Source organism: Pararhodobacter sp. CCB-MM2 (assembly GCF_001691415.1).
Taxonomy (GTDB): Bacteria; Pseudomonadota; Alphaproteobacteria; order Rhodobacterales; family Rhodobacteraceae; genus Pararhodobacter.
Genome location: NZ_LRRR01000001.1, coordinates 485,617 through 509,476, shown reverse-complemented (window position 1 = coordinate 509,476; position 23,860 = coordinate 485,617). Strand labels below are relative to the sequence as shown.

At 65.4% G+C, this 23,860-nt stretch carries 20 protein-coding genes and 2 tRNA genes; 4 read left to right on the top strand and 18 right to left on the bottom strand.

The window, feature by feature from the left end:
• Nucleotide 1: 1 nt before the first annotated feature.
• The 7 genes from BCY78_RS02380 to BCY78_RS02350 form a co-directional block, all read right to left on the bottom strand.
• Complete coding sequence (locus BCY78_RS02380) at nt 2-985, bottom strand: alpha/beta fold hydrolase (protein WP_083194788.1); 984 nt, start codon at nt 983-985, stop codon at nt 2-4.
• A 127-nt stretch (nt 986-1,112) separates the two neighbouring features.
• Entirely contained in the window at nt 1,113-1,391 is a 279-nt protein-coding gene (locus BCY78_RS02375; RefSeq protein ID WP_068297255.1) for a hypothetical protein, read from the bottom strand.
• Nucleotides 1,388-2,575, bottom strand: coding sequence for a phosphoglycerate kinase (gene pgk / locus BCY78_RS02370; protein WP_068297253.1), 1,188 nt, complete (start codon nt 2,573-2,575; stop codon nt 1,388-1,390). The genes BCY78_RS02375 and pgk overlap by 4 nt, the downstream gene beginning before the upstream one ends.
• A gap of 192 nt (nt 2,576-2,767) precedes the next feature.
• On the bottom strand, nt 2,768-3,493 hold the full coding sequence (locus BCY78_RS02365) for a peptidase (RefSeq protein WP_068297250.1): 726 nt from the start codon (nt 3,491-3,493) through the stop codon (nt 2,768-2,770).
• A 62-nt stretch (nt 3,494-3,555) separates the two neighbouring features.
• On the bottom strand, nt 3,556-4,362 hold the full coding sequence (locus tag BCY78_RS02360) for a transglutaminase family protein (RefSeq protein WP_068297247.1): 807 nt from the start codon (nt 4,360-4,362) through the stop codon (nt 3,556-3,558).
• Complete coding sequence (locus tag BCY78_RS02355) at nt 4,359-5,312, bottom strand: alpha-E domain-containing protein (RefSeq protein WP_068297243.1); 954 nt, start codon at nt 5,310-5,312, stop codon at nt 4,359-4,361. The genes BCY78_RS02360 and BCY78_RS02355 overlap by 4 nt, the downstream gene beginning before the upstream one ends.
• Before the next feature lie 5 nt (nt 5,313-5,317).
• Complete coding sequence (locus BCY78_RS02350) at nt 5,318-6,730, bottom strand: circularly permuted type 2 ATP-grasp protein (protein WP_068297239.1); 1,413 nt, start codon at nt 6,728-6,730, stop codon at nt 5,318-5,320.
• Nucleotides 6,731-7,060: 330 nt separating this feature from the next.
• On the opposite strand from BCY78_RS02350, the gene BCY78_RS02345 reads away from it, so the two are divergent.
• From BCY78_RS02345 to BCY78_RS26290, 3 genes are all read left to right on the top strand, one after another.
• Nucleotides 7,061-7,627, top strand: coding sequence for a hypothetical protein (locus BCY78_RS02345; RefSeq protein WP_068297237.1), 567 nt, complete (start codon nt 7,061-7,063; stop codon nt 7,625-7,627).
• Nucleotides 7,628-7,711: 84 nt separating this feature from the next.
• Nucleotides 7,712-9,424: a methyl-accepting chemotaxis protein gene (locus BCY78_RS02340; RefSeq protein ID WP_068297234.1), complete on the top strand. Its 1,713-nt coding sequence runs from the start codon at nt 7,712-7,714 to the stop codon at nt 9,422-9,424.
• Nucleotides 9,425-9,982: 558 nt separating this feature from the next.
• Nucleotides 9,983-10,432 (top strand): excalibur calcium-binding domain-containing protein, encoded by a 450-nt coding sequence (locus BCY78_RS26290; protein WP_369808685.1) that lies wholly within the window; start codon nt 9,983-9,985, stop codon nt 10,430-10,432.
• A 149-nt stretch (nt 10,433-10,581) separates the two neighbouring features.
• Here BCY78_RS26290 and BCY78_RS02335 read toward each other — a convergent pair.
• Both BCY78_RS02335 and BCY78_RS02330 read right to left on the bottom strand, forming a co-directional pair.
• A tRNA-Gln gene (locus tag BCY78_RS02335) sits at nt 10,582-10,656 on the bottom strand.
• A 128-nt stretch (nt 10,657-10,784) separates the two neighbouring features.
• Nucleotides 10,785-10,859 (bottom strand) — tRNA-Gln (locus BCY78_RS02330).
• A 220-nt stretch (nt 10,860-11,079) separates the two neighbouring features.
• Here BCY78_RS02330 and BCY78_RS02325 point away from each other — a divergent pair.
• Nucleotides 11,080-12,243, top strand: a complete 1,164-nt coding sequence (locus tag BCY78_RS02325) for an NAD(P)/FAD-dependent oxidoreductase (protein ID WP_068297231.1) — start codon at nt 11,080-11,082, stop codon at nt 12,241-12,243.
• Between the two features lie 76 nt (nt 12,244-12,319).
• On the opposite strand, the gene BCY78_RS02320 is transcribed toward BCY78_RS02325, so the two are convergent.
• The 9 genes from BCY78_RS02320 to BCY78_RS02280 all read right to left on the bottom strand — a co-directional run bounded on the left by BCY78_RS02320 (nt 12,320) and on the right by BCY78_RS02280 (nt 23,813).
• Nucleotides 12,320-13,789, bottom strand: a complete 1,470-nt coding sequence (locus tag BCY78_RS02320) for a carboxypeptidase M32 (protein ID WP_068297228.1) — start codon at nt 13,787-13,789, stop codon at nt 12,320-12,322.
• A gap of 2 nt (nt 13,790-13,791) precedes the next feature.
• Nucleotides 13,792-14,931, bottom strand: a complete 1,140-nt coding sequence (gene ctaA, locus BCY78_RS02315; RefSeq protein WP_068297225.1) for a heme A synthase — start codon at nt 14,929-14,931, stop codon at nt 13,792-13,794.
• A 72-nt stretch (nt 14,932-15,003) separates the two neighbouring features.
• Nucleotides 15,004-15,753 carry an RNA methyltransferase gene (locus tag BCY78_RS02310; RefSeq protein WP_068297224.1) on the bottom strand — a complete coding sequence of 250 codons (750 nt, stop codon included), beginning with the start codon at nt 15,751-15,753 and terminating at the stop codon, nt 15,004-15,006.
• A 268-nt stretch (nt 15,754-16,021) separates the two neighbouring features.
• On the bottom strand, nt 16,022-16,648 hold the full coding sequence (locus BCY78_RS02305) for a thiamine phosphate synthase (RefSeq protein ID WP_068297221.1): 627 nt from the start codon (nt 16,646-16,648) through the stop codon (nt 16,022-16,024).
• 72 nt (nt 16,649-16,720) lie between these two features.
• Nucleotides 16,721-18,358 carry an ABC transporter ATP-binding protein gene (locus BCY78_RS02300; protein WP_068297218.1) on the bottom strand — a complete coding sequence of 546 codons (1,638 nt, stop codon included), beginning with the start codon at nt 18,356-18,358 and terminating at the stop codon, nt 16,721-16,723.
• Nucleotides 18,351-19,169 carry an ABC transporter permease gene (locus BCY78_RS02295; RefSeq protein ID WP_068297215.1) on the bottom strand — a complete coding sequence of 273 codons (819 nt, stop codon included), beginning with the start codon at nt 19,167-19,169 and terminating at the stop codon, nt 18,351-18,353. The genes BCY78_RS02300 and BCY78_RS02295 overlap by 8 nt, the downstream gene beginning before the upstream one ends.
• Nucleotides 19,166-20,122 carry an ABC transporter permease gene (locus BCY78_RS02290; protein WP_068297212.1) on the bottom strand — a complete coding sequence of 319 codons (957 nt, stop codon included), beginning with the start codon at nt 20,120-20,122 and terminating at the stop codon, nt 19,166-19,168. Before BCY78_RS02290 ends, BCY78_RS02295 begins: the two co-directional genes overlap by 4 nt.
• A gap of 6 nt (nt 20,123-20,128) precedes the next feature.
• Nucleotides 20,129-21,715, bottom strand: a complete 1,587-nt coding sequence (locus BCY78_RS02285) for an ABC transporter substrate-binding protein (RefSeq protein ID WP_068297209.1) — start codon at nt 21,713-21,715, stop codon at nt 20,129-20,131.
• Between the two features lie 139 nt (nt 21,716-21,854).
• Nucleotides 21,855-23,813, bottom strand: a complete 1,959-nt coding sequence (locus BCY78_RS02280; RefSeq protein WP_199523090.1) for a CocE/NonD family hydrolase — start codon at nt 23,811-23,813, stop codon at nt 21,855-21,857.
• Between the last annotated feature and the right edge of the window lie 47 nt (nt 23,814-23,860).

Below are 23,860 nucleotides of genomic sequence, written 5' to 3'. Positions count from 1 at the left end.
GTCACAACCCGGCGCGGCGACGGGCGCGGGCGAGGGCGGCGATGACCGCATCCAGATGGGTGTGTTGCAGCATATGGCCCGCGCCCTCGAGCACCTCCAGCCGGGCGGAGGGGACTTCCCCCACGAAGCGGCGCGAATGGATGTCGAGGCCGACCGTTACATCCGCGTCGCCGTGCAGGATCTCGATCGGCAGCGTCAGTTCGGGATAATGCGGCTGCATCTCGGTCACGTAACCCAGCAGCGCATTGACCTGCCGGTTGTTGTTGGCCTGCGAGTCGCGGCGCAGCGACAGGCCGACGCCCAGATGCTCGCCGTAACCCTCGGGCACGGGGGCGGGGTCGAAGACATTGACCAACGCGGCATCGACGGCGGATTCCGGCGCGAAGGCCGAGACCACGGCCCGGGCAGGCGCGCCGAGGGCGGTGGTGTTAAGGTTGTACCAGAAGCTCAGATCGCCTTCCCAGGGCTCGATCGCCGGGGCCAGAAGCACCAGCGCCGCGGTGTCTTGCTGGTCTTGCAGGGCCCAGGCGGTGGCGACGGCGCCGCCATAGGAATGGCCCAGCACGATGGGGCGGCTCAGCCCGACCTGTTCCGCCGCTTCACGCAGGACGCGCGCCTGCAGGCGGGGATCGCTGTCAGCCTCGCCCCAGCTGTCGGAATAGCCAAGGCCGGGACGATCCAGCGCGATGATGCGGTAGCGGCTTTCCAGACGCGGTACGAGGTCGAAGGTGAAGTCGCGCAGATTGCCGTTGGCGCCGTGGATCAGCACCAGATCGGGCGCGGTGCCGCGGGCCCGTCCGGTCACCATGAGGTGGATGCGATGGCCCTCGACCTCGACGAACTGGCCGCTGGGTGGGGTCTCGGTTTCCCACTCCGTCTCACGGGTGTCGGCGCGGTTCTCGACGAGGGCAGCACAGCCGGCAAGGCCGATCAGCGCGGCGAGGGCAATAAAACCAGTGGTAGCGGAGGGATAGGGAAAGGGCATGGAAAACAAGGCGCCAATCAGCAAAGGGATGGCGATAAGGGTAATACTCCCAAGCGCGCCGTCCAGTCATTGCGGCGCGTTGGTACAGAAACTCTCCGACATTTGGCCGGAGTGATACAACTCAGCCTCAGGCCGCGCCCCGCTCCACGCGGGAAGCACGGCCACCGCGGCGGCGTCCGGTGCCCGCCACCGACGCGCCGGCCGCGTCCAGCAGCAGGGTCATCGGATGGTCAGCCGGGCGGTCGGCCTGCGCGAGGCGGGCGGCACTGGCCGTGTAGTCGCTTCCGTCCGGCAGGCTCAACGCCCAGTCGATCAGGATCGAGCGGCACTCAGCTTCACTGATCCCCTCGATCTTGTACGCTTCGCGAATGAGCCCCTTGGGGTCATCAGGATCACGCGTGTTCATTCAGCCTCCAGAGCGGCCACACCGGGCAGTTCCTTGCCTTCCATCCATTCGAGGAAAGCACCCCCGGCCGTAGAAATATAAGTGAAATCCTGCGCCGCGCCAGCACGATTGAGGGCGGCCACCGTGTCCCCACCGCCGGCGACGGAAACCAGCGTGCCAGCGCGGGTCAATTCGGCAGCTTTGCGCGCGGCGGAATTGGTTGCGGTGTCAAAGGGTTCCAACTCGAACGCGCCGAGAGGGCCGTTCCAGATCAGGGTCCGCGATCCGCTAAAGATGTCTGCAATCTGTTCCACGCTGGCGGGGCCTGCGTCGAGGATCATCGCATCCGCCGGGCATTCGGTGACGATCTGATGGTCGGCATGGGCCTTGAATTCCCGCGCGACGACCAGATCGACGGGCAGCACCAGTTTGCAGCCGACGGCCTTGGCCTTGGTGATGATCTCGCGCGCGGTATCGGCGAGGTCATGCTCGCACAGCGAGGTGCCGACCGGCTGGCCCATCGCCGCAAGGAACGTGTTGGCCATGCCGCCGCCGATCACCAGCGCATCGACCTTGGTGATGAGGTTGCCCAGCAGGTCCAGCTTGGTCGACACCTTGGCGCCGCCGACAACCGCCACCACCGGGCGCTGCGGGTTGCCCAGTGCCGCGTCGAGCGCGGTCAACTCGGCCTCCATCAGGCGCCCGGCGCAGGACGGCAGCAGCTTTGCGATGCCTTCCGTCGAGGCATGGGCCCGGTGCGCGGCCGAGAAGGCGTCGTTGACATAGACATCGCCCAGCGCGGCGAGGCCGGCGGCGAGCATCTTGTCGTTCTTCTCCTCGCCTGCATGGAAACGGGTGTTCTCCAGCAGCAGGACCTCGCCCGGCTTCAGGGCCGAGACGGCGTCCTTGGCCGGTTTGCCGATGCAATCCTCGGCGAAGGCGACGGGTTGGCCAAGGCGCGCTTCCAGCGCCGGCTGGACCTGACGCAGGGACATCTCGGGCACGACCTTGCCTTTGGGACGCCCGAAATGCGCCAGCAGGACCACTTTACCGCCGGCTGCCGCGATGTCACGGATGGTGGGCAGAACGGCGTCGATGCGGGTGAAGTCGCTGACCTGACCGTTCTCGAACGGGACGTTGATGTCGACGCGCACCAGTGCGGTCTTGCCGGCAAAGTCGATCTGGTCGAGGGTCTTGAAATTCATGGCCTGTTCCTTGCCCGCTATGCGTTCTGTCTGCCCGTTTGATGCCCCCGCCTGACCGCCGCGTCAACAGCAGGCAGGCGGGCGTTGGCGCAAACGCGCGCGCCACCGTCGCAAATGGGTGGCGACTGGAAAAACTTGGGGGTAGGGCAGGTGGTTCCGGCTGACGCGGGGGCAGGCGGCGGCAGGCGTGGATCAGATCTCGATCTTCTGGAAGCCGTCGCGCAGGGCGTTGGACCAGGCCTGCGACATGGCGCGGAAATCCTCGTCCTGGGCTTCGATCCGCTGCTTGTGCGTGATGCGGCAGGCGTCCTTCTCGATCACCGCGTAATCGAGCGGCATGCCGACCGATAGGTTCGAGCGCAGGGTCGAATCCATCGACAGGAACACCGCCTTGCGCGCGTCATCGAGCGTCGTATCCGGCGTCACCACCCGGTCGAGGATCGGCTTGCCATATTTATGCTCGCCGATCTGCAGATAGGGCGTGTCCTCGGTGGCTTCGATGAAATTGCCCTCGGGGTAGATCAGGAACATGCGCATCGCGCCGCCCTTGCGCTGCCCCGCGACGATCATCGAGGCCGAGGTCGAGACCTTCGAGGCCTGCATCTTGCTGTCGATATCCTGCCGCACCGAGGCCAGCGTGTTGCCGACGATCTCGGCGACTTCCAGCATGGTCTGGGCCTGCATGATCGAGGGGGTATCCTCGGTTTCGGGATGCTCGATGGCGTCGCGCAGGCGGGCGAGGGTGGTCTGGGTAACCGAGAGGCTTCCGGCGGTCAGCAGCACGATGCAGCGGTCACCGGGTTCCTCGAACACGAACATCTTGCGATAGGTAGCAATGTTGTCGAGCCCCGCATTGGTGCGGGTGTCCGACAGGAGCACCATGCCGGCCTTCAGGAGCAATCCGACGCAATAGGTCATCGAGGCGTGCCGTATCCGAGGGGAAGAATGCCCCCGGAAAGGGGCATCGAGAAGACCTGTATTTACTGTTGCGCCGAGGCGACCGCAACGGCGATTTCCATCGACTCGCTGCCCGGACCACGCGTGGTGCCACGGATCGGCGCCGCCGCCTGTGCATCCATCCCGCAGCCGAGGCGGATGTAACGCTCATCCGGGCAACAGGCGTTGGCGGGATCAAAGCCGACCCAGCCGAGGCCGTCGATATGCACCTCGGCCCAGGCATGGGCGGCCTCGTGCGGCTTGCCGTCGGCATCGGTGAACAGGTAGCCCGAGACATAGCGCGCCGGCAGGTCGTGCAGCCGGGCGCAGCAGATCAGCGCATGGGCATGGTCCTGACAGACGCCTTCGCCCAAGGCCAGCGCCTCGGCCGCCGTGGTATGGGCGTCGGTCGCTCCGGGTTTGTAGACGATGGCCTCGGCCACCGCGCCCGAGAGCGCATGGGCCAGTCCCAACGGGTTGCTATCGCTCACCGACCTCGCCAGCTCACGCAGGGCGGCATCGGGCATGGTGGGCGCGGTTTCCCCCAGCCAGGCGACGGGCGGGATGCATTCGCGGTTGCCGCGCAGCACGCCCGACAGGTCGGTCGTCGTCACCTCGCCGGTGACTTTCACCTCGATATGGTCGACCGGGCCGCGCACGCTCCACGCCTGGATCATGTCGCCGGCGCCATCGCGGAACGAGCCGCCCATCATGCCGTCGCTGACCGCGACCTGCCAGCGATGGGTGATCTGGTTGTCGCATTTGGTCGGCAGCAGGCGATGGCTCTGCACCACCGCGCGCACCGGCTGGTCATAGCGATAGGTCGTCACATGCTCGACGATCAGCCTCATTTCACGTCTCCGGACAGGTAGACCTCGTGGACCCGCGCGCCCAGATCGGCGATCTCGCCGATGAAGCGGGTGAGGAACTCGTGCAGGCCCTCTTCGAAGACGCTCTCGGTCGAGGTTTCGAACATGCGCGCCATCATGTTGCGCGCGGCGTTCTGCGCCTGCGTCGGGCGGCGGTAATAGCGCGCCAGCCGGTCCAGATGCAGGTTCAGCGCCTCGACGCAGGGCACGAGGCCGCGCGGGGTCTGCGGGTTGAGGATCAGGAAATGCGCGATCTTGTGCGCGGTGATGTCGCCGCCATAGGCCCAGTGGAAGGCGCGGTGCAGCGACATGGCGCGCAGCAGCGTGCGCCATTGGTAATTGTCGAGGCCCGAGCCCACGAAATCGGCATGTGGCAGCAGGACGTAGTATTTCACGTCCAGCAGACGTGCGGTCGAATCCGCCCGTTCCAGATTGTAGCCGATGTTCAGGAAGTCCCAGCCATCGTTGCGCAACAGCGTCGATTCGATCGCGCCCCGGACGGTCGCGCAATGGCGGCGGGTCCAGTCGATCAGGCGGCTGAGCGATTGGTCGGAGCGCGCCTCGCGCTCGATCTGACGCAGCTCCTGAAAGGCGGTGTTCAGCGCGTCCCAGACCTGCGTGGTCAGCGCGGTGCGGACGATCCGGCCGTTTTCCCGCGCGCGCGTGATGCAGGAGGCGACCGAGGAGGGGTTCTCGTAATCGAAGAACAGGTGGCTCTCGATATTGCGCTGCACCGGGTCGCCGTATTTCGCGGCGAAGGCGTCATAGGAACCGCCGGCGTGCAGCAGCGCTTCCCATTCGTTGCGATAGCCCTGTTCCGAGTTGGGCAGCATGGCGATGCGCGCGCCCACCTCCAGCAGTCGGGCGGCGGTTTCGGCGCGCTCCATGTAGCGGGCGAGCCAGAAGAGGTTGTCGGCGGTCCTGCTCAGCATATCCGTTACTCCGCCAGAACCCAGGTGTCCTTGACCCCGCCGCCCTGCGACGAGTTCACCACGAGCGAGCCTTCGCGCAGCGCCACACGGGTCAGCCCGCCCGGCACCAGCTCGATCCGCTCACCCACCAGACAATAGGGCCTGAGGTCCACATGCCGTGGCGCCACGCCTTCCTCGACGAATGAGGGGACGGTCGACAGGGCCAGCGTCGGCTGGGCGATGTAATTGTCGGGATCAGCCTCGATCTTGTGGCGGAAGAGCTCGATCTGCTCCTTGGTGGATTTCGGCCCCACCAGCATGCCGTAGCCGCCCGAGCCGTGGACTTCCTTCACCACCAGCTCGCCAAGGTTCTCCAGCACGTATTTGCAATCGTCCGCCTTGGCGCATTGCCAGGTGGGGACGTTCTGCAAGATCGGCTCCTCGCCGAGGTAGAAGCGGATCATTTCCGGCACGAAGGTATAAACGGCCTTGTCGTCGGCGACGCCAGCGCCCGGGGCCGAGCAGATCGACACCCCGCCCGAGCGGTAGACATCCATCAGCCCCGGCACACCCAGCATCGAATCCGGCCGGAAGCACAGCGGGTCAAGGAAGGCGTCGTCGATGCGGCGGTAGATCACGTCGACCTTGCGCGGGCCTTCGGTGGTCCGCATCCAACAGAATTCGCCCTCGACGAACAGATCCTGCCCCTCGACCAATTCGACACCCATCATGTCGGCAAGGAAGCTGTGCTCGTAATAAGCGCTGTTGAAATGACCCGGAGTCAGGATCACCACATTCGGCTCGCCGTCGCATTTCGCCGGCGCGACCGAGGCCAGCGTCCGGCGCAGGATCTCGGGATAGGCCTCGACGGGCTGGATGCGGTTGGCGTTGAACAGCTCGGGGAACATCCGCATCATGATCTCGCGGTTTTCCAGCATGTAGCTGACGCCCGAGGGGGTGCGGCAATTGTCTTCCAGCACGAAGAAATCGTCAGGCCCGGTCCGCACGAGGTCGATGCCGACGATATGGCTGAACACGCCCTTGGGGGGACGGATGCCGGCGACGGCCTTCTCATAGGCCTCGTTCAGATAGACCAGCCGCGAGGGGATGCGGCCCGCGCGCACGATCTCGCCCCGGCTATAGACATCGGCGAGGAAGGCGTTCAGCGCCCGCGCGCGTTGCTTGATCCCGCGCTCCAGCCGCGACCATTCCTGCCCGCTGAACACGCGCGGGAACATGTCGAAGGGGATCAGCCGGTCCGGATCGCCGCCTTCACCGTAAACGGCGAAGGTGATGCCGATGCGTCGGAACAGGGCCTCGGCCTCGGCCTGCTTGAGGTTGCGCAGCTCGGCGGGCATCTGCGCGACCCAATCCTGAAGCTGCGAATAGGGTCCGCGGACGGCCCCTTTTTCCATCATCTCGTTGAAATATACGCTCATTCCACCTTCCCCGGTTGGCTTGATCTTAGAGCATCCCGCGCGCTCGGCAATGGTAAGGTGAGGCACCGTTCACAGAAGCGCCCGAACGCATTCTGCCGATTTATTGCGCAGATAGACGGGGCGTAGATGGTCATTTGTTCTGAAAAACACCGCTCTACGGATGGTCAGAAGGCGATTGCCCGGCAAACGGGCAGTGAGCTTTCGGAGAGCGTCAGGCACCCGTGAACGCGGCCGTCGCGCATTAACCGGCCTTAAAAACTTCGTTCCTATTCTGCGAATCGTGCCCTTTGTCCGGGCGTGATCCCCACTGACGCAAAACAGGAAGCCTGCATGAAAAACCTTGCTCTCAGCCTCTGCCTCGCCGCTCTCGCTGCGCCCGCTGCTGCGACCGATCTGACCGGTCCGATGCAGGCCTATTTCGAAAGCACACTGCACCCGCTGGCGCATGATCCGATCGTGCTGTCGGCCGTGCGCGCCCAGAACGGCGTGACCGAGGGGCTGACCCAGGCCGATATCGACGCGCGCGACAGCGATTGGGCTGCGCAGCTCGGCTCCAGCAGCACCCCGCTGATTGACGCCGTCCTGAACAACGACGCCGCCAACCACCTGCGCGAGGTCGTCGCAGCCTCGGGTGGCCGCGTGACCGAGATCATCGTCATGGATTCGCATGGCCTGAACGTCGCGATCACCACGCCGACTTCGGACTACTGGCAGGGCGACGAGGCGAAGTACCAGGAAACCTACCTGAACGGCGCAGAAGCACTGCACATGAGCGATATCGAGCTCGATGAATCGACCGGCCGCTATCAGGCGCAGATCTCGTTCACCGTGTCGGACGAGGCCAGCGGCGAAGTCCTCGGTGCGATCACCGTGGGCGTGGATGCCGAACTGCTCTGATCCCTAACCGAGAGGGTCCCAAAGATGCGAATGCCCGTGAAACCTAGTCTGCCAAGCCTGCGTGTTCCGCGGCTTTCGATCTTTATGAAGATCATCGGTTTGATCACCGTCTCGACGGTGGTCGTGGTGGTGGCCAACCTCTTCGTCAGCTTTCAGGCGACGACGCGGATGGCCACCGAAGCCCTTCATGAAAGCGCGTCGGTCTCTGCCGGTGATTTCGGCTTCCGCGCCTATGCACCTGTCCGCTTCGGCGATACGGCGCGCGTTGCCGACATGGCCACAGAGGCAGACGAATTGGGCGAAGACGACCTTCATGGTGTGGTCGTTGTCGGTGCCGACGGCGCGGTGATGGCCGCAGCCGGCATCCTCCCGCCCGAGAATCTGGAGCACCTCGCCACCATGGCGGCCGAGGCGCAGGAACTGACCATTCTCCCCGGCGAGAACGGCGTTTTCTACGTCGTCGCGCCGGTCACCAACGGCGGCGCCGAGGCGCGCGTCGGCGGCTTGGCGATGCACTGGACCACCGAGGCGGCTCTGGCCCGCGCGCATGCCAATGACTGGATCACGGTCGGCATCGCGCTTGGCATCCTGGCCGGCATGCTGGTCTTTTCGCTCTTCGCTGTCCGCCATCTGATCAGCGCGCCGATGGTCGTGCTGGGCAATTCGCTGCGCGAGATTGCCGAGGGCAATTACGACGGCAGCCTGACGGGTCAGGACCGCGGCGATGAGATCGGTGATTTCGCTCGCAACGTCGCCGATCTTCGTGACCGCCTGCGCATCGCGCAACAGGACGAAGAAGCGCGCGAGCGTGACCACGAAGAGCAGGTGCGCGTCGTCTCGGCCCTGCGCGAAGGTCTCAACGCCCTGTCGCAGCGCGATCTGACCAACGTCATCGATATGCCGTTTGACGAGCGTTACGACGGTCTGCGCAGCGATTACAACGACACCGTCAATGCCCTGCGCGATACGCTGCGTGTCGTCATCGACTCGGTCACCCGGATGCGTGAAGGCGCCGAGGACATGACCTCGTCCGCCGACAACCTGTCGCACCGGACGGAAACCCAGGCTGCGACGCTGGAAGAAACCGCCGCTGCGATCCAGCAGATCTCGACCCGCGTGACCGAAACCGCGACCAACGCCCGCAAGGCCGAGCAGATCGCCCGCGGTGCGCAGGAAAAGGCGCAGGTCAGCGAGCCCATCGTGCGCGAAGCGATCGAGGCGATGGCCGCGATTCAGAAGCGCTCGTCGCAGATCGCCCAGATCATCACCATGATCGACGACATCTCGTTCCAGACCAACCTTCTGGCCCTGAACGCCGGCGTTGAAGCCGCGCGGGCAGGCGACGCAGGCCGCGGCTTCGCGGTCGTGGCCTCGGAAGTGCGGGCTCTGGCGCAGCGTTCTTCGGAAGCGGCGCGGGAGATCAAGGAACTGGTCTCGGGCAGCACCGAGCAGGTGAACCACGGCGTGGAACTGGTGAAGCGCTCGGGCTCGGCCCTGTCCGACTTCGCCGGTCAGGTCGACGATATCGCCAGCCTGATGAGTGTCGTGGCCCAGGCCAGCGACGACCAGGCGCATAGCGTGACCGAGATCAACGTGGGCGTCAGCCAACTCGACTCGGTGACGCAGCAGAACGCCGCGATGGTTCAGGAAACGACGGTCGCCATCCACGATCTGCGCCAGCAGGCCATGGAGCTGTCGTCGCTTCTGCAGAACTTCGATCTCGGCAGCGGCGCCGGTCAGCGCCATACGGCTGATCCCTACGACAATTTCCAGTCGCGGGCGCGCTCGGTCGCCTGACAAGGTTGGAATGCTGCAAGAACCCGTCTCGAGAGATCGAGGCGGGCGTTTTCTATGCCTATGCGGCAAACTCTCGGGGCATTGAGACGCAAACGACCCTCGACAGGCGATCTACTACCCATCTCTCGGACTGGATCTGGTGTAGTTTAAGCCACACATTGCACCTGCTGATCGGGTTGGTTGATATCGTTTCTCTGCCAATAGACCAGGGCCCGAGGCTAGCCGGACAATGCTGAACGCGGGCGCTGGTGGTTCTAAAGGCTCATCCATTTCCGGATGGCCGCCGTCGTCTCCGAACTGGCTTGCCAAATCAGCGGCGTCGCTCAGGCTTAGGCCGCGCCACTGGCGCGACGGTCCCTCCGACCCACGCCTTTCAGCGCTTCCAGCGCGACCGTCGCCTTCTACTCAGGCGCGTGCAGTTTCCGTTTCGACATCTTCGATGTCCTCCTCGCCGTTGCCGCCTGCGGGCCGAGCCCGCAACGGGTCTCTGCGGCCTTGGCTTCACTCTCGACATCACAGCTGTGCACCCAGGCAGGCCTGGCACAGCCCGCGGATCTCTTGGCTATCGAAGCCGAGCTTGGCGCGCGTGGCGCCATGCAATGCACCACGACCTACGGCGCGACCCGCTATGTCGGCGAGCGTACCGGCACCGCGGTCGGGCTGCCGCGCTATGGCCGCGAGTCATCGGCGCAATCCAGCGCAGGCACGAGTCAGGCGCCGAGTAGTGGAGATCGGAACTGCGGCGACTTCGCAAGCGCGGCTGACGCGCAGCGCTTCTTCCTCGCGGCAGGCGGGCCGACGCGTGACCGGCACGACCTGGATCGCGACGGCGACGGGTTTGCGTGCGAATGGGGCGCGGAGGTGCAGCGCAGCCATCGGTCCTATCAGAGCTCACTGCGAGTGACGTCACGACGCGCCTATACTGGGGGCAGCCGGTGCTATCGCGGGCGGCGCGGCGGCACCTACACCATCACGGCGAGCGGGCGGCGGAACTACGGCGGCTGTTGACGTGCCTGGGGCGGAGGGTCAGCCTCCGCCTGTCTGTTCTCGGTGAATCGCTTGAGGTGCCCGCGGGGCATGTGTCGCAACGACAAGACTGTAACACATGCGACCACGACGGTCGGTTTATGCCATTGTCATCATTCAGGAAAATGAGATGGCTGGGGCGGTAGGATTCGAACCTACGGTACACGGTACCAAAAACCGATGCCTTACCACTTGGCCACGCCCCAACTGCCGCGGTGTTTAGCCAAGCTGGCGAATGACCGCAAGGGGGAAGGTGAAAATTGTGGCAATTCAAACGGATAAAGCGCCGCAACCAAAGGATCGGGGCGTTCATGTCTGAGTGTCTGGTGAATGATGGCTGGGGCGGTAGGATTCGAACCTACGGTACACGGTACCAAAAACCGATGCCTTACCACTTGGCCACGCCCCAACTGTCGCGCTGTTTATCCAAGCCGTTTCGGGGCCGCAAGAGGGACGTTGCAAAAAAATGTCACCCAGCAACCTGTGGCCGCCGAAGTGTCTGAAACAAAATGATAAAGAGCCGGTTTCTGAAGGTGCTGGCGAGAATGGGACGTGGCCCTGTGCGAATCGTACGGCTTCCGGACCGCGGCAACGCGCGCTAGACGCGGCGCGACGAACGGAGAGCGGATATGTGGGATGTGATCGTGCTGGGCGCCGGGGCGGCCGGGCTGATGGCGGGGATCGAGGCCGGGCGGCGGGGGCGGCGGGTGCTGGTGCTCGACCATGCCCGCGCGCCGGGCGAGAAGATTCGCATCTCGGGCGGCGGGCGGTGCAATTTCACCAATCTGCAGATCGCGCCGGAATGCTTCCTGTCGCAAAACCCGCGCTTCGCGCTGTCGGCGCTGCGGCGCTACACCCAGCATGATTTCATCGCCCGCATCGACCGCGCCGGCATCGCCTGGCATGAGAAGACTCTGGGCCAGCTGTTCTGCGACGGCTCGGCCCGGCAGGTCGTCGACATGTTGGTCCGCGATTTGGCCGAGGCAGGGGGGGAGCTGCGGCTGGGCGTTGGGGTGACGGGCGTCAAACCCGGCTTCACGGTCGAGACCGATCAGGGCCCGCTCAAGGCCGGTTCGGTGATCGTCGCCACCGGCGGCAAATCGATCCCGAAGATGGGCGCGACGGGGCTCGGCTATGACATCGCCCGCAGCTTCGGGCTGCCGTTGATCGAGACGCGGCCGGGTCTCGTGCCGCTGACCTTCACCGATGCGCAGCTCGAGGGGATGAAGGCGCTGGCCGGCCTCTCGGTACAGGCGCGGGTGGGTCTGCAGGGCGCGAAGATCGCCTTCGACGAGGGGCTCCTGTTCACGCACCGCGGGCTCTCAGGCCCGTCGATCCTGCAGATCTCGAGCTATTGGCGCGAGGGGCAGGCGATCTCCGTCGACCTCGCCGCCGGCCGCGATCTGGCGCAGGAGGCCACGGACGCCCGCGCCGAGAAAGGCGCCAAGGAACTCGCCAACGCCCTCGATCTGCCCGAGAAACTGGCGCGCTCGATCACCGAGCGGGCAGGGCTCTCGGGCAAGCTCGCCACGCAATCCAAGGCCGCGCTGCAGAAGCTCGGCGATGCGGTCCATCGCTGGCAGCTCATCCCCAACGGCACCGAGGGCTACCGCACGGCCGAGGTCACCTTGGGCGGGGTCGACACCAAGGCGCTCGACGCGAAGACGATGGAGGCGCGCGAAGTGCCCGGCCTCTATTTCATCGGCGAAGTCGTGGACGTAACCGGCTGGCTCGGCGGCTACAATTTCCAATGGGCCTGGTCGTCCGGCTGGGCTGCCGGGCAAGTCGCCTGATCCTCACCTTGTCCCAAATACTCAAAAGGGCGGCCCTCCACAGAGAGCCGCCCTTTGTCATGCCAAGCCCAAGGCGTCAGACCCCGTACAACTCGCCGAACTTCGCTTCCAGATAGTCCAGAAGCGGCCCTTCCGAGGGCTCGAAGCCGCAGGCATGGGCGATGGTGTCGCGAGGCTCGCGCAACCCGCCGTGTTGCTGGAGCTTCTCGCGCAGCCAGGCGGTGGCGACGGTCGGCTTGCCTTCGGCCAGCGCGGTGTCGATGCCGACCAGATCCTTGCGCAGGGCCTTCATCAGGCAGCCCGCATAGACATTGCCCAGCGAGTAGGTCGGGAAATAGCCGAACAGGCCCACCGACCAATGCACATCCTGCAACATCCCGTGCGAGGGGCGATCCACCGCCACGCCGAAATCCTTGAAGAAGCGGTCGTTCCAGGCGGCTTCCAGATCGGCGGGTTGCAGGTCACCGGCGATCAGCGCGCGCTCCAGATCGAAGCGCATCATGATGTGCAGGTTGTAATGCACCTCGTCGGCCTCGGTGCGGATGAAGCCCGGCTGCACGCGGTTGACGGCACCGAAGAAGGCGTCGCGGTCCATACCGAGGTCGCCGAATTCATGCGTCATCGCGCCGTGCAGCCATCCGGTGAAGGCGCGCGAGCGACCCAGTTGGTTCTCGTAGATGCGGCTCTGGCTCTCGTGCACGCCCATCGACACGCCTTCACCCAGCGGCGAGAAGCGGTAATCCGCGTCGATATTCTGCTCGTAGCAGGCGTGACCGACCTCGTGGATCGTCGAGTAGAAGCAGTTGAACGGATCGGTCTCGTTCACGCGGGTGGTGATGCGCACATCCGCGCCCGAACCCGAGGAGAAGGGGTGGACGGCCAGATCGACCCGGCCGTGGCTCAGGTCATAGCCGAAGGTTTCGGCCAGTTGGCGGGTGAGCCGCAACTGGCCCTCGCGGTTGAACTCGCCGATCAGCGGCGCCGGTTGCTTGGCCGAGCCCAGCACCTTTTCGCGCAAGGCGACCAGACGGGTCCGCATCCGGCCGAAAATGGCGCCGATCTCGGCGCCGGTGATGCCGGGTTCGTAATCGTTCAAGAGGGCGTCGTAGAGATCGCCATTCTGCGCCAGAGCCGAGGCTTCCTCGCGCTTGAGGTCAATCACCCGGGTCAGCGTCGGCAGGAAATGCGCGACGTCATCGCGCGCGCGGGCCTCGGCCCAAGTGCCCTGCGCGACCGAGGTCACGCGCGCCAGCTCCGCCGCCAGCTTCGCCGGCACGCGGGTGTTGCGCTGATAGCTGCGGCGGACGTGACGCAGGATCGCCTCGCCCTTGGCATCGGGGGCCTCGGCCGTCTCCAGCCATTCGCCCAGCTGGGGATCGGTACGGCGGGCATGCAGGACTTCTTCCATCGCCGCCATCTCCTCGCCGCGCTGCTCGGCGGCGCCGCGGGGCATCATGGTTTCCTGGTCCCAACCCAGCCGGCCCATGACCTGCGCCAGCGACCAGGTGGTGCGCTCATGCGCGACGATGTTGTCGTATGCGGTCATAATCAGCCCCGAATGGTGCCGCCCAGCGGATACTGGGCGAGGTAGCGGGCGCGCAGGATCAGCACCCAGAGGATTACAGCCATCAGCTGGTGGGCGAGGCCCAGTTCCAGCGGCGCGCCATGCATGACGGTGACGATGCCGAGCACGATCTGCACCAGCAGCGCGCCGAGGACGGCGTGGAAGGCCGTGCGCGTCGGCGCATAGCTGGAGCGGCGGCCGCGGTTCCAGGCGATTACGCCGAAGACGAACAGCAGATAGCCCGACATCCGGTGGATGAACTGCACGGTGCCGTCGTTTTCGAACAGGTTGCGCCAGACGGGCGTAAGCTCCCACATCGCCGGCGGCAGGAACGAGCCGCCCATCAGCGGCCAGTCGGTATAGCCGCGGCCGGCGTCGATGCCGGCGACCAGCGCGCCCAGCAGGATCTGCAGGAAGGCGAAATGCATGAGCCCGGTGCCGAGCGAGAAGAGCTTCGCCTCGCGTGAGCGACGGGCTTGCAGCAGCTGCGCTTCCGGTCGGCCGAGCAGCAGCATGTACCAGGCCAGCACGCCCAGGATGATGAAGGCGAGGCCCAGATGGGTGGCGAGGCGGTAGGAGGCGACCGAGGTCACGCCCTCGCCGGACACGACGCCCGAGGACACCATCCACCAGCCGATCGCGCCCTGCAGGCCGCCGAGCGCGCCGGGGATGATCAGCCGTCCGGTCCAGCCCGTGGGGATCTTGCGCAGCGCAAGGAAGCCAAGGAAGCCGATCGCCCAGACAAGGCCCACGGCGCGGCCCAGCTGGCGGTGCGACCATTCCCACCAGTAGATCGACTTGAACTCGGACAGGGACATGTCGGCGTTCATCAGATGGAACTGGTCGATCTGCTGGTAGAGATCGAACTCGGCCTGCCAGTCGGCTTCGGTCATCGGCGGCAGCGCGCCCGAGAGCGGCTTCCATTCGGTGATCGACAGGCCGGAATCGGTGAGGCGGGTCAGGCCGCCGACGGCGATCATTGCTGCGACCATGAGGAACAGGATGCCGAGCCAGACCCGGATCGCGCGGCGCGCGCCCGAGGGGGCCTCGATGCTCGCGCGTCTTGCCGGGGCGACGGCGGGGCCGGGGGCGGCGGTTTCCTCGAAGATGGGGCGTTTCGCCATCGTCAAACTCCTTGAGCAGCGGCCAAGCTAGGACGCGGATCGGGGGGTATCAAGGGTGCGCGGCGACAGGATTTACCCGCGCGGGCGCACCAATTGCCGCAGGACGCCGTGCAGGGTCTGCACTTCCGAGCGGGTCATGCCCCAGCGGCCCAGCATGTTGCGCAGGTTGAGCTTCATGTGGGGGGCCTTTTCGGGCGGGAAGAAGAAGCCGGTATCCTCCAGCTTTTCCTCGAAATGATCGCCCAGCTTCTCGATCTCGACCTGCGTGGCGAGATCGGTGCCCGCAAGCTCCAGCCGCACGCCCTCGACCTCCGAGGACTGGCGGCTCCATTCATAGGCGGTCAGCAGCACGCATTGCGCGAGATTGAGCGAGTAGAATTCGGGGTTCACGGGCACGGTGATGATCGCATTGGCATGGGCCACGTCATCATTTTCCAGCCCCGCGCGCTCGGGTCCGAACATGACAGCGACGCGCTTTCCCGCCGCGATCATCGCGCGCGCCTCGGCCATGGCGGCCTCGGGCGTGAGCACGGGCTTCACGAGGCCCCGGCTGCGTGCGGTGGTGGCATAGACATAATCGCAATCCGCGACGGCCTCGGCCACGTCCGGGAAGACGGCAGCATTGTCGATCACCTTGGAGGCGCCCGAGGCCATGGCGACGGCATTGGGGTTGGGCCAGCCATCACGCGGGGCGATGAGGCGCATGTGCTCGAGCCCGAAATTCAGCATGGCGCGCGCGGCGGCGCCGATGTTCTCGCCCATCTGCGGGCGCGTGAGCACCATCAGCGGGGCCGATCCGAGTTCCGTGTCCAATGCGCGCATGGCTGATATCCCTTTTCGCGCCCGCTTACCCGGCGGGCCCACGATTGGCAACCGGCGAGGGGGGCACTGCCCCCCGCTGCGCTCCCCCGAGGATATTTAAGGAGTAAAGATGCGCAATTTGAGTCAAATTGTCAGGACCGCCGCAAAGGCTCCCCTCATCTTTGCTCCCTAAATATCCCGGGGGGTGAATTTGCGCAGCAAAGAGGGGGGCAGAGCCCCCCTGAACCCGGTCGCCCGAGCGCGCCAGCGTCGAGGGCGAAACCCCTCCTCAGCCCATCATCGGCGCGATCAGCGTTTTCAGGGCGGCGAGCGGATCCTCGGTGCTCCAGATCTCGGGGCCGACAGCGAAGAAATCGGTGATCGGAGTGAGGGTTTCTACCAGTGCCGGCGTCAGCGCGCCTTCAGCTACGACTGGGACTTCGATCATCTCGGTCCACCAGGCGAAGAGCTCGGGCTCGGCGCGTTGGCCGGTGCCGAGGGCGCTGTCGCCGACGGGGCCGAAGCTCACGTAATCCGCGCCCGCTTCGCCCGCGGCCATGCCGTCGTGGCGCGAGGTGCCGCAGCCGGCGCCGATGATGGCATCGTCACCCAGCGTCTTGCGCAGCTTGCGCAGGTCGCGCGCGCCTTCGGGCAGGTGGACGCCGTCGAGGCCCAGCTTCTCGACCAGCAGCGCGTGGCGCTCGATGACCAGCGGTATATCGCGGGCATGGGCTAGCTCGCGCAGTTGGTCGGCCGCGCGCGAAATCTCGTCCTCGTCACCGCTGGCCATCGCGAGGCGCAGGCAGGCCACCTCCACGGCATCACAGATCCGGGCCAGTTTCGGCGCGAACTCCTCGACCTCGAAGGAGGGCGGGGTGATCAGGTAGAGCTGCGGGCGGTCTTGGGCGTCGGACATGGCTTGGTCCCTGAAATGATTGGCGCCCTGTCTAGACGGACCAGACAGGGCGCGCAATGTGTGTTGAAGGGCTCAGTTGCCGGCGCTGGTCATCTTGCGATGGGCGAGCACCTTTTCCAGCCAGCCGAGCTCCATCTCCGGCACCGACGAGAGCAGGAGGTCGGTGTAATCGTCGAAGGGTGGACTGAGCACCTGATCTTTGGGCCCGTAGCGCTGGACGCGGCCCTGATACATCACCGCGATGCTGTCGGCGATGGCGCGGACCGTCGCGATGTCATGGGTGATGAACAGGTAGGCCACGCCTTCGCGCTTCTGCAGGTCGAGCAAGAGCTTCAGGATGCCGTCCGCGACCAAGGGATCCAGCGCCGAGGTGACCTCGTCGCAGATGATCAGCTTGGGCTTCGCCGCCAGCGCTCGGGCGATGCAAACGCGTTGCTTCTGGCCGCCGGACAGCTCGGCCGGATAGCGGTCGCCGAAGCCCTTGCCCAGTTCGATCGCATCGAGCAACTCCTGCACCCGTTCATCCCGCTTGCGACCGCGCAGGCCGAAGTAGAATTCCAACGGGCGGCCGATGATCGTGGCGACCGTCTGGCGCGGGTTCATCGCGACATCGGCCATCTGGTAGATCATCTGCAACTCGCGCAGCTCTTCGCGCGAGCGTTGCTTCAGGGCCGGGGGCAGGGGTTTGCCGTCAAAGGTGATCTCACCCTGCCGCGGAGGCAGCAAGCCGGTGATCACCCGCGCCATGGTCGATTTGCCGGAACCGGATTCGCCGACCAAGGCCAGCGTCTGGCCCGGATGCAGCTCGACCGAGACATCGGACAGCACGTCCTTCGACATCGAACCGTACCGCGCGAAGACACCGTCGACCTTGAGCAGCGGCGCCGGGGTAGGCTGCATCTGCTCATGCTCGATCGAGCGCACCGAGATCAGCGCCTGCGTGTATTCCTCACGCGGGGCCTCGATGATCTGCTGGACAGTGCCATGCTCGACCATCTTGCCGTGGCGCAGCACCATGATCTCGTCCGAGACTTGCGCCACGACAGCCAGATCGTGCGTGATATAGAGCGCGGCGACGCCGGTCTCGGCGATGGCGGTCTTGATGGCCGCCAACACGTCGATCTGGGTCGTCACATCAAGGGCCGTGGTCGGCTCGTCGAAAATCACGAGGTCCGGCTTCGGGCAGAGCGCCATGGCGGTCATCGCGCGCTGCAGCTGTCCGCCCGAGACCTGGTGCGGATAGCGGTTGCCGAAGTTCTCGGGGTCCGGCAGCGACAGCGTGCGGAACAGCTCGACCGCGCGCTTCTCGGCCTCGTCCTTGGACATGACGCCGTGCTTGAGCGCGGCCTCCGTCACCTGCTCCATGAGCTTCTTCGCCGGGTTGAAAGCCGCCGCCGCCGATTGCGCGACATAGGTGACTTCCTTGCCCCGGAGTGAGCGCAGAACCGACGGCGAGGCGCCCCGGATCTGCTTGCCGTTCAGCCGGATCTCGCCACCCGACAGCCGGATCCCGCCGCGCCCGTAGGACAGGGCGGAAAGGCCGATGGTCGATTTGCCGGCCCCGGATTCGCCGATCAGGCCCATCACCTTGCCCCGCGCCAGCGAGAGCGAGACATCGTCGACGATGACGACGTCGCGCGGCTTTTCGCCCGGGGCATAGACCGTCGCCTCGATCCGGAGGTTCTTGATTTCCAGAAGGTTATCAGGCACCGCGACCTCCTTTCAGGCTGGTGGTGCGGTTCAGCGCCCAGTCAGCGACCAGGTTGACCGAGATCGACAGGGTGACGATTGCCACCGCCGGGATCAGGGCTGCCGGGATGCCGTAGACGATGCCCTCGCGGTTCTCCTTCACGATGCCGCCCCAATCCGCTGCCGGCGGCTGGATGCCGAGGCCAAGGAACGAGAGGGTCGAGATGAAGAGGATGGCGAAGATGAAGCGCAGGCCCAGTTCGGCGACGAGCGGCGACAGGGCGTTGGGCAGGATCTCGCGGAAGATGACCCAGCGCTGGCCTTCGCCCCTAAGGCGGGCGGCCTCGACGTAATCCATGACGTTGATGTCGACGGCAACGGCCCGCGACAGGCGGAACACGCGGGTCGAATCCAGAAGCCCCATGACGAGGATCAGGATCGGCAGCGTGACCGGCATGACCGACAGCACCACCAGCGCGAAGATCAGCGTCGGGATCGACATGACGAGGTCGTTGAAGCGCGACATGGCCTGATCGACCCAACCGCCATAGACGGCGGCCGTGAAGCCGAGGATCGAGCCGAGGCAGAACGACACCGCCGTCGCGGCCGAGGCCACGAAGATCGTGTTGCGCCCGCCGTAGATCATGCGCGTCAGCAGGTCCCGGCCAAGGTTGTCGGTGCCCAGCCAGAAGTCGGCCGAGGACGGCTCCCAGATGTCGCCGACGATCTCGGACATGCCATAGGGCGCGATCCACGGGGCAAGGATGGCGGCCGCGAAGAACAACCCGGTGATGAAAAGGCCCAGAAGGGCGGAAAGTGTCATGCCCTTCATTTCGGATGCCTCAGACGCGGGTTGGACAGGATGGAGATCACGTCAGCCAGAATGTTGAGGCCGATGTAGATCGTGGCGAAGATCAGACCGCAGGCCTGCACGACCGGGACGTCCCGCTTGGCGACGTGGTCGACAAGGTACTGGCCCATGCCGGGATAGACGAAGACCACCTCGATGACGACGACGCCGACCACCAGATAGGCGAGGTTGATCATCACCACGTTGACGATCGGCGCGATGGCGTTCGGCATGGCATGACGCGCGATGATGGTGAAGCGGCGCAGGCCCTTCAACTCGGCGGTCTCGACATAGGCCGATTGCATGACATTCAGGATCGCGGCGCGGGTCATGCGCATCATGTGAGCCAGCACGACCAGCGTGAGGACCATGGCGGGCAGGGCGACGGCGTTCAGCTTCTCAAGGAAGCTCATGCCTGAGTTGATGTTCGACACCGAGGGGAACAGGCCCCACTGCACCGAGAAGAAATACATGATGACGTAGCCCAGCAAGAATTCGGGCAGCGAAATCGAGGTCAGGGTGATCGCCGAGATCAGCTTGTCGGGCCAGCGGTCACGATAGCGGACGGCCAACAGCCCGAGGAATATCGCCAGCGGCACCGAGATGCAGGCAGCGACAGCGGCGAGGAAGAGGGTGTTCTGCAAGCGGCCGCCGATCGACGAGGCAATGTCGCGTCCATTCGACAGGGCCGTGCCAAGATCGCCTTGCAAGGCGCTGGAAAGCCACTCGATGTAGCGGGTGAACGCGGGCTCATCCAGCCCAAGTTCGCTGCGAAGGTTGGCGAGAGCCTCGGGCGTCGCGCCTTGTCCCAGGATCGCCTGGGCCACGTCTCCGGGCAGGATCTGGGTGCCGACGAAGATCAGGACCGAGGCTGCCAGAAGGAGGAGGAGACCCAGCGCCAAGCGCTGGATCACCAGTTTGAGAACAGGATGCATCGGCTCTTATTCGGCCGACCACATCTGGACCGGCGCCAGACCATCCATCATTTCCAGGTTCGGGTTGGTGACCCAGCCCGTGATCTGGTCGTTGTAGGCGTCGATGAAGTCGTTGAACATCGGGCAGATCAGACCGCCCTCGTCGCGCACCATCATGCCCATTTCGCTGTACATGGCCTTGCGGCGCGTCTGGTCCAGCTCGCCACGGGCCTGCAGCAGCAGCTCGTCGAAATGCTCGTTGAAGAAGCGGGTGTCGTTCCAGTCGGCATTCGACAGATAGGCGGTCGAATACATCTGGTCCTGCACCGGACGGCCGCCCCAGTACGAGGCCGAGAAGGGCTGCACGTTCCAGACTTCCGACCAGTAGCCATCGCCGGGCTCGCGCAGGATCTCGATGTCGATCCCTGCGGCAGCGGCGCTTTCCTTGAACAGCTGGGCGGCGTCGACGGCGCCCGGGAAGGCGACTTCCGAGGTGCGCAGCTGGATCGGGCCCGAGTGACCCGAACGCTCGTAGTGGAAGCGGGCCTGATCCGGGTCGTATTGACGCTGCGGGATCGACTCGTCAAACAGCGGGTACGAGGCGTTGATCGGCATGTCGTTCCCGACCGAGCCATAGCCGCGCAGGATGCGGTCCACCATGTCCTGACGGTCGATGGCCAGTTTCAGGGCCATGCGCAGGTCGTTGTTGTCGAAGGGCGCCGTGTTGCAATGCATGATGAACACGTAGTGGCCACGACCGGCGGTCGATTCCACATGGATGCCCGGGGCGCGGGCCAGCAGGCCGGCAACGCGCGGCTCGACGCGGTTGATCAGCTGCACCTGACCCGATTGCAGGGCCGAGTTACGGGCGGTCGAGTCGTTGATGACCAGCATCTCGATCGAGTTGAAGTGACCGACCGAGCTGTCCCAGTAGTTCGCGTGCTTTTCCAGCACATGGCGGACGCCGGGCTCGTTCTCGACCCATTTGTAGGCGCCTGCGAAGATGCCGGCGGTGGCGTCGTCGAAGCCGCCGTTCGGCTGGATCATCAGGTGGTAATCGGCCAGCAGGAACGGAAGGTCGGCGTTCGGACCTTCGGTCTGCAGGACCAGCGTGTCACCCTCGACCGCGATCGAGGAGATGCCGCGCATGATGCCCAGCGCGCCCGACTGGCTGTCCTCGTTCGAGTGGCGGCGCAGGGTCTGGGCCACATCCTCGGCGGTGACGGTCTGGCCGTTGTGGAACTCGACGCCCGAGCGGATCTTGAAGCGCCATTCGGTCGCGTCCGGCGAGGCGGTCCATTCCTCGGCGATACGGCCCTGCAGGTTGCCATCAGCACCGATGTTGACCAGCGGCTCGCCCGAGACCTTGAGGTACGAGAAGGGCACCTGCGATGCGGCCAGCGCCGGGTCGAGCGAGTTGGTGCTCTCACCGCCCTGCAGACCCATCACGAGGCTGCCGCCCTGACGCGGACCCTGTGCGAGCACGGCCTTGGACAGAAGGCCGGTGGCCACGGTGCTGGTCACACCCAGCGCGGCGGCGCGGCCGAGGAACGCGCGGCGGTCGAGCGAGCCACGGGCCGCACGGGCCAAAAGGTAGCGGAATTCGTCGTTCATGCTTGTCTCCCTGAAGGTCCTTCCTGTGGAAGGATTTCGTTATCCGGGGCACCGGCGGCCCCGGTTTTTCTTGACTGTCGAATCAATAACAACGCGTCGGGTTCGTAATCAATGATTATGTTCCCGGTAACTGTAACAATCATACATGCCGGCGTGCAACCGATGCACCGAAGGTTCTTTCGATGATTTCGGGGGCTTCCGGGCCGTCCTTGATGTGCGCAATGAGCTTTGCGTCGATCTTCAGCTGATCGGCACTGCCCGTTTGCGTGGCATCGACCCGCGTGTCGATCGACCAATCCCCGCGCCGGAAATGCTGAGTCCATGTGACATCGCAGCGCGCCGACAGGGGATCGCCCTCGCGGATCGACCAGACCTCGACCATGGTGTCGCGGGTGATCAGGCCGTGATCGGGGTTCTCGGTCTCGCCGCTGTCATGGGTGACGATCAGCTTTTCCTCGCCGGTCAGCAGGTCGATCTCGCGCTTGCGGCTCTCGCTGGCCTCGGTCAGGCGCTTGAGGCGGCCGGGCGGCGGCACCTCGGGCGCGGCGAAGTCCCATCCGCCGGCTGCCCCGTTGTGCACGGGCAGCGACAACGCGCCCCCGGTCACGGTCAGCGCGACCATGGCGGGCGAGGGCCAGACGAAGGGCCAATAGGTGTTCGACAGCGCCAGCCGCAGGGTATGGCCGGGCGCCATCTCATAGGCCATCTGATCGAGCACCACTTCGACCTCTACGCTTTCGCCCGGCACCAGCGGCGCCGGCGGATCGCTGCGGTGATGCAGGTTCAGCAGCCCATGCGCGATGCGGGTGGACGAGCCGTCGGGCGCCACGTCGCACAGCCGCGCGCAGACGAAGGCGAAGGGCTGATCGGCGCTGAGCGTCAGTTTCAGACGCGCGGCCCCCAACAGGCGCAGCCCCTCGGGTTGCAGCTGCTCGAAGCACAGCGAATGCGCGTCATCCGCCCGCTGGTCGCCGGCCATCTCGGCCGAGGTGCCCATCGGGAAATACTCGCCAGCCGAGGCCCCCAGCGTCTGTGGGGTCGAGACCACGGCGGTGAACGGCGCAGCATTGCCGAGGGTGCCATCGCCCAACCCCAGCTCCTGCCACGCCACGTTGGGCGAGGGCATTTGTTCCGCCACCCAGTAGCCCTTGCGCTCGGCGGCGCAAGCGTCGGGGGTCTCGGATTGCAGCATGTAGGCGCGGTAGTTCGGCCATTGATCGGCGCCGTTCTCGATGCCCTTCAGCCAGCGGTCCCACCAGGTCTTCATCTCGGTGAGGAAGCCGATGCGCGGGGCGGGAACGGCGGTATGCGGGTATTGGTGCACCCAAGGGCCGACGATGGCCTTGGCGCCCGAGATATTCTCGACCAGATGCGCGGGCGTGTTCATATAGCCGTCGTTCCAGCCACCGACTGACAGCACCGCCGCCTTCATCCGCGAATAGTCCTCGCAGACCGAACCGTGCTTCCAATAGGCATCGCGCGACTGATGGCTGGTCCAGGGATCGGCCAGATGCGGCAGCTCGGCCACGCGGCGACGAAAATCCTCGCGCCAGTCGGGGCGCAGCAGCGGATCGGCGGGACGCGAGGCATAGGACAGCATCAGTGCCGCCCAGCCGAAATTCTCACCGAGCAGGGTGCCGCCCTTGAAATGGATGTCATCGGCGAATCGGTCGGTGGTCGAACAGACCGAGACCACGGCCTTCAGCGCGGGCGGCTGCAGGAAGGCGGTCTGCAGGCAGTTGAAGCCGCCCCAGCTCTTGCCCATCATCCCCACGCTGCCCGAGCACCAGTCCTGTTCGGCGATCCAGGCGATCACGTCACAGGCGTCCTGCAGCTCGGTCGGCGAGTATTCGTCGTCGAAAATCCCCTCGCTGTCGCCATTGCCGCGGATGTCGACACGCAGGCAGGCATAGCCCTGCGCGGCCATCCAGGGGTGGATCGTCTCGTCGCGCGGCAGCGTGTTGTCGCGCTTGCGGTACGGGATGTATTCAAGGATCGCGGGCACCTTGTCCCCATGGGCGGGGCGCCAGATGCGGGCGGAAAGGCGGGTTCCGTCGGGCAGGGGGATGGTGATCCCATCCCGGTCGATGATCTCCACGCGTATCTCCAGATCGTGTTGATTGAGCCATGCGATGATGGCGGCTT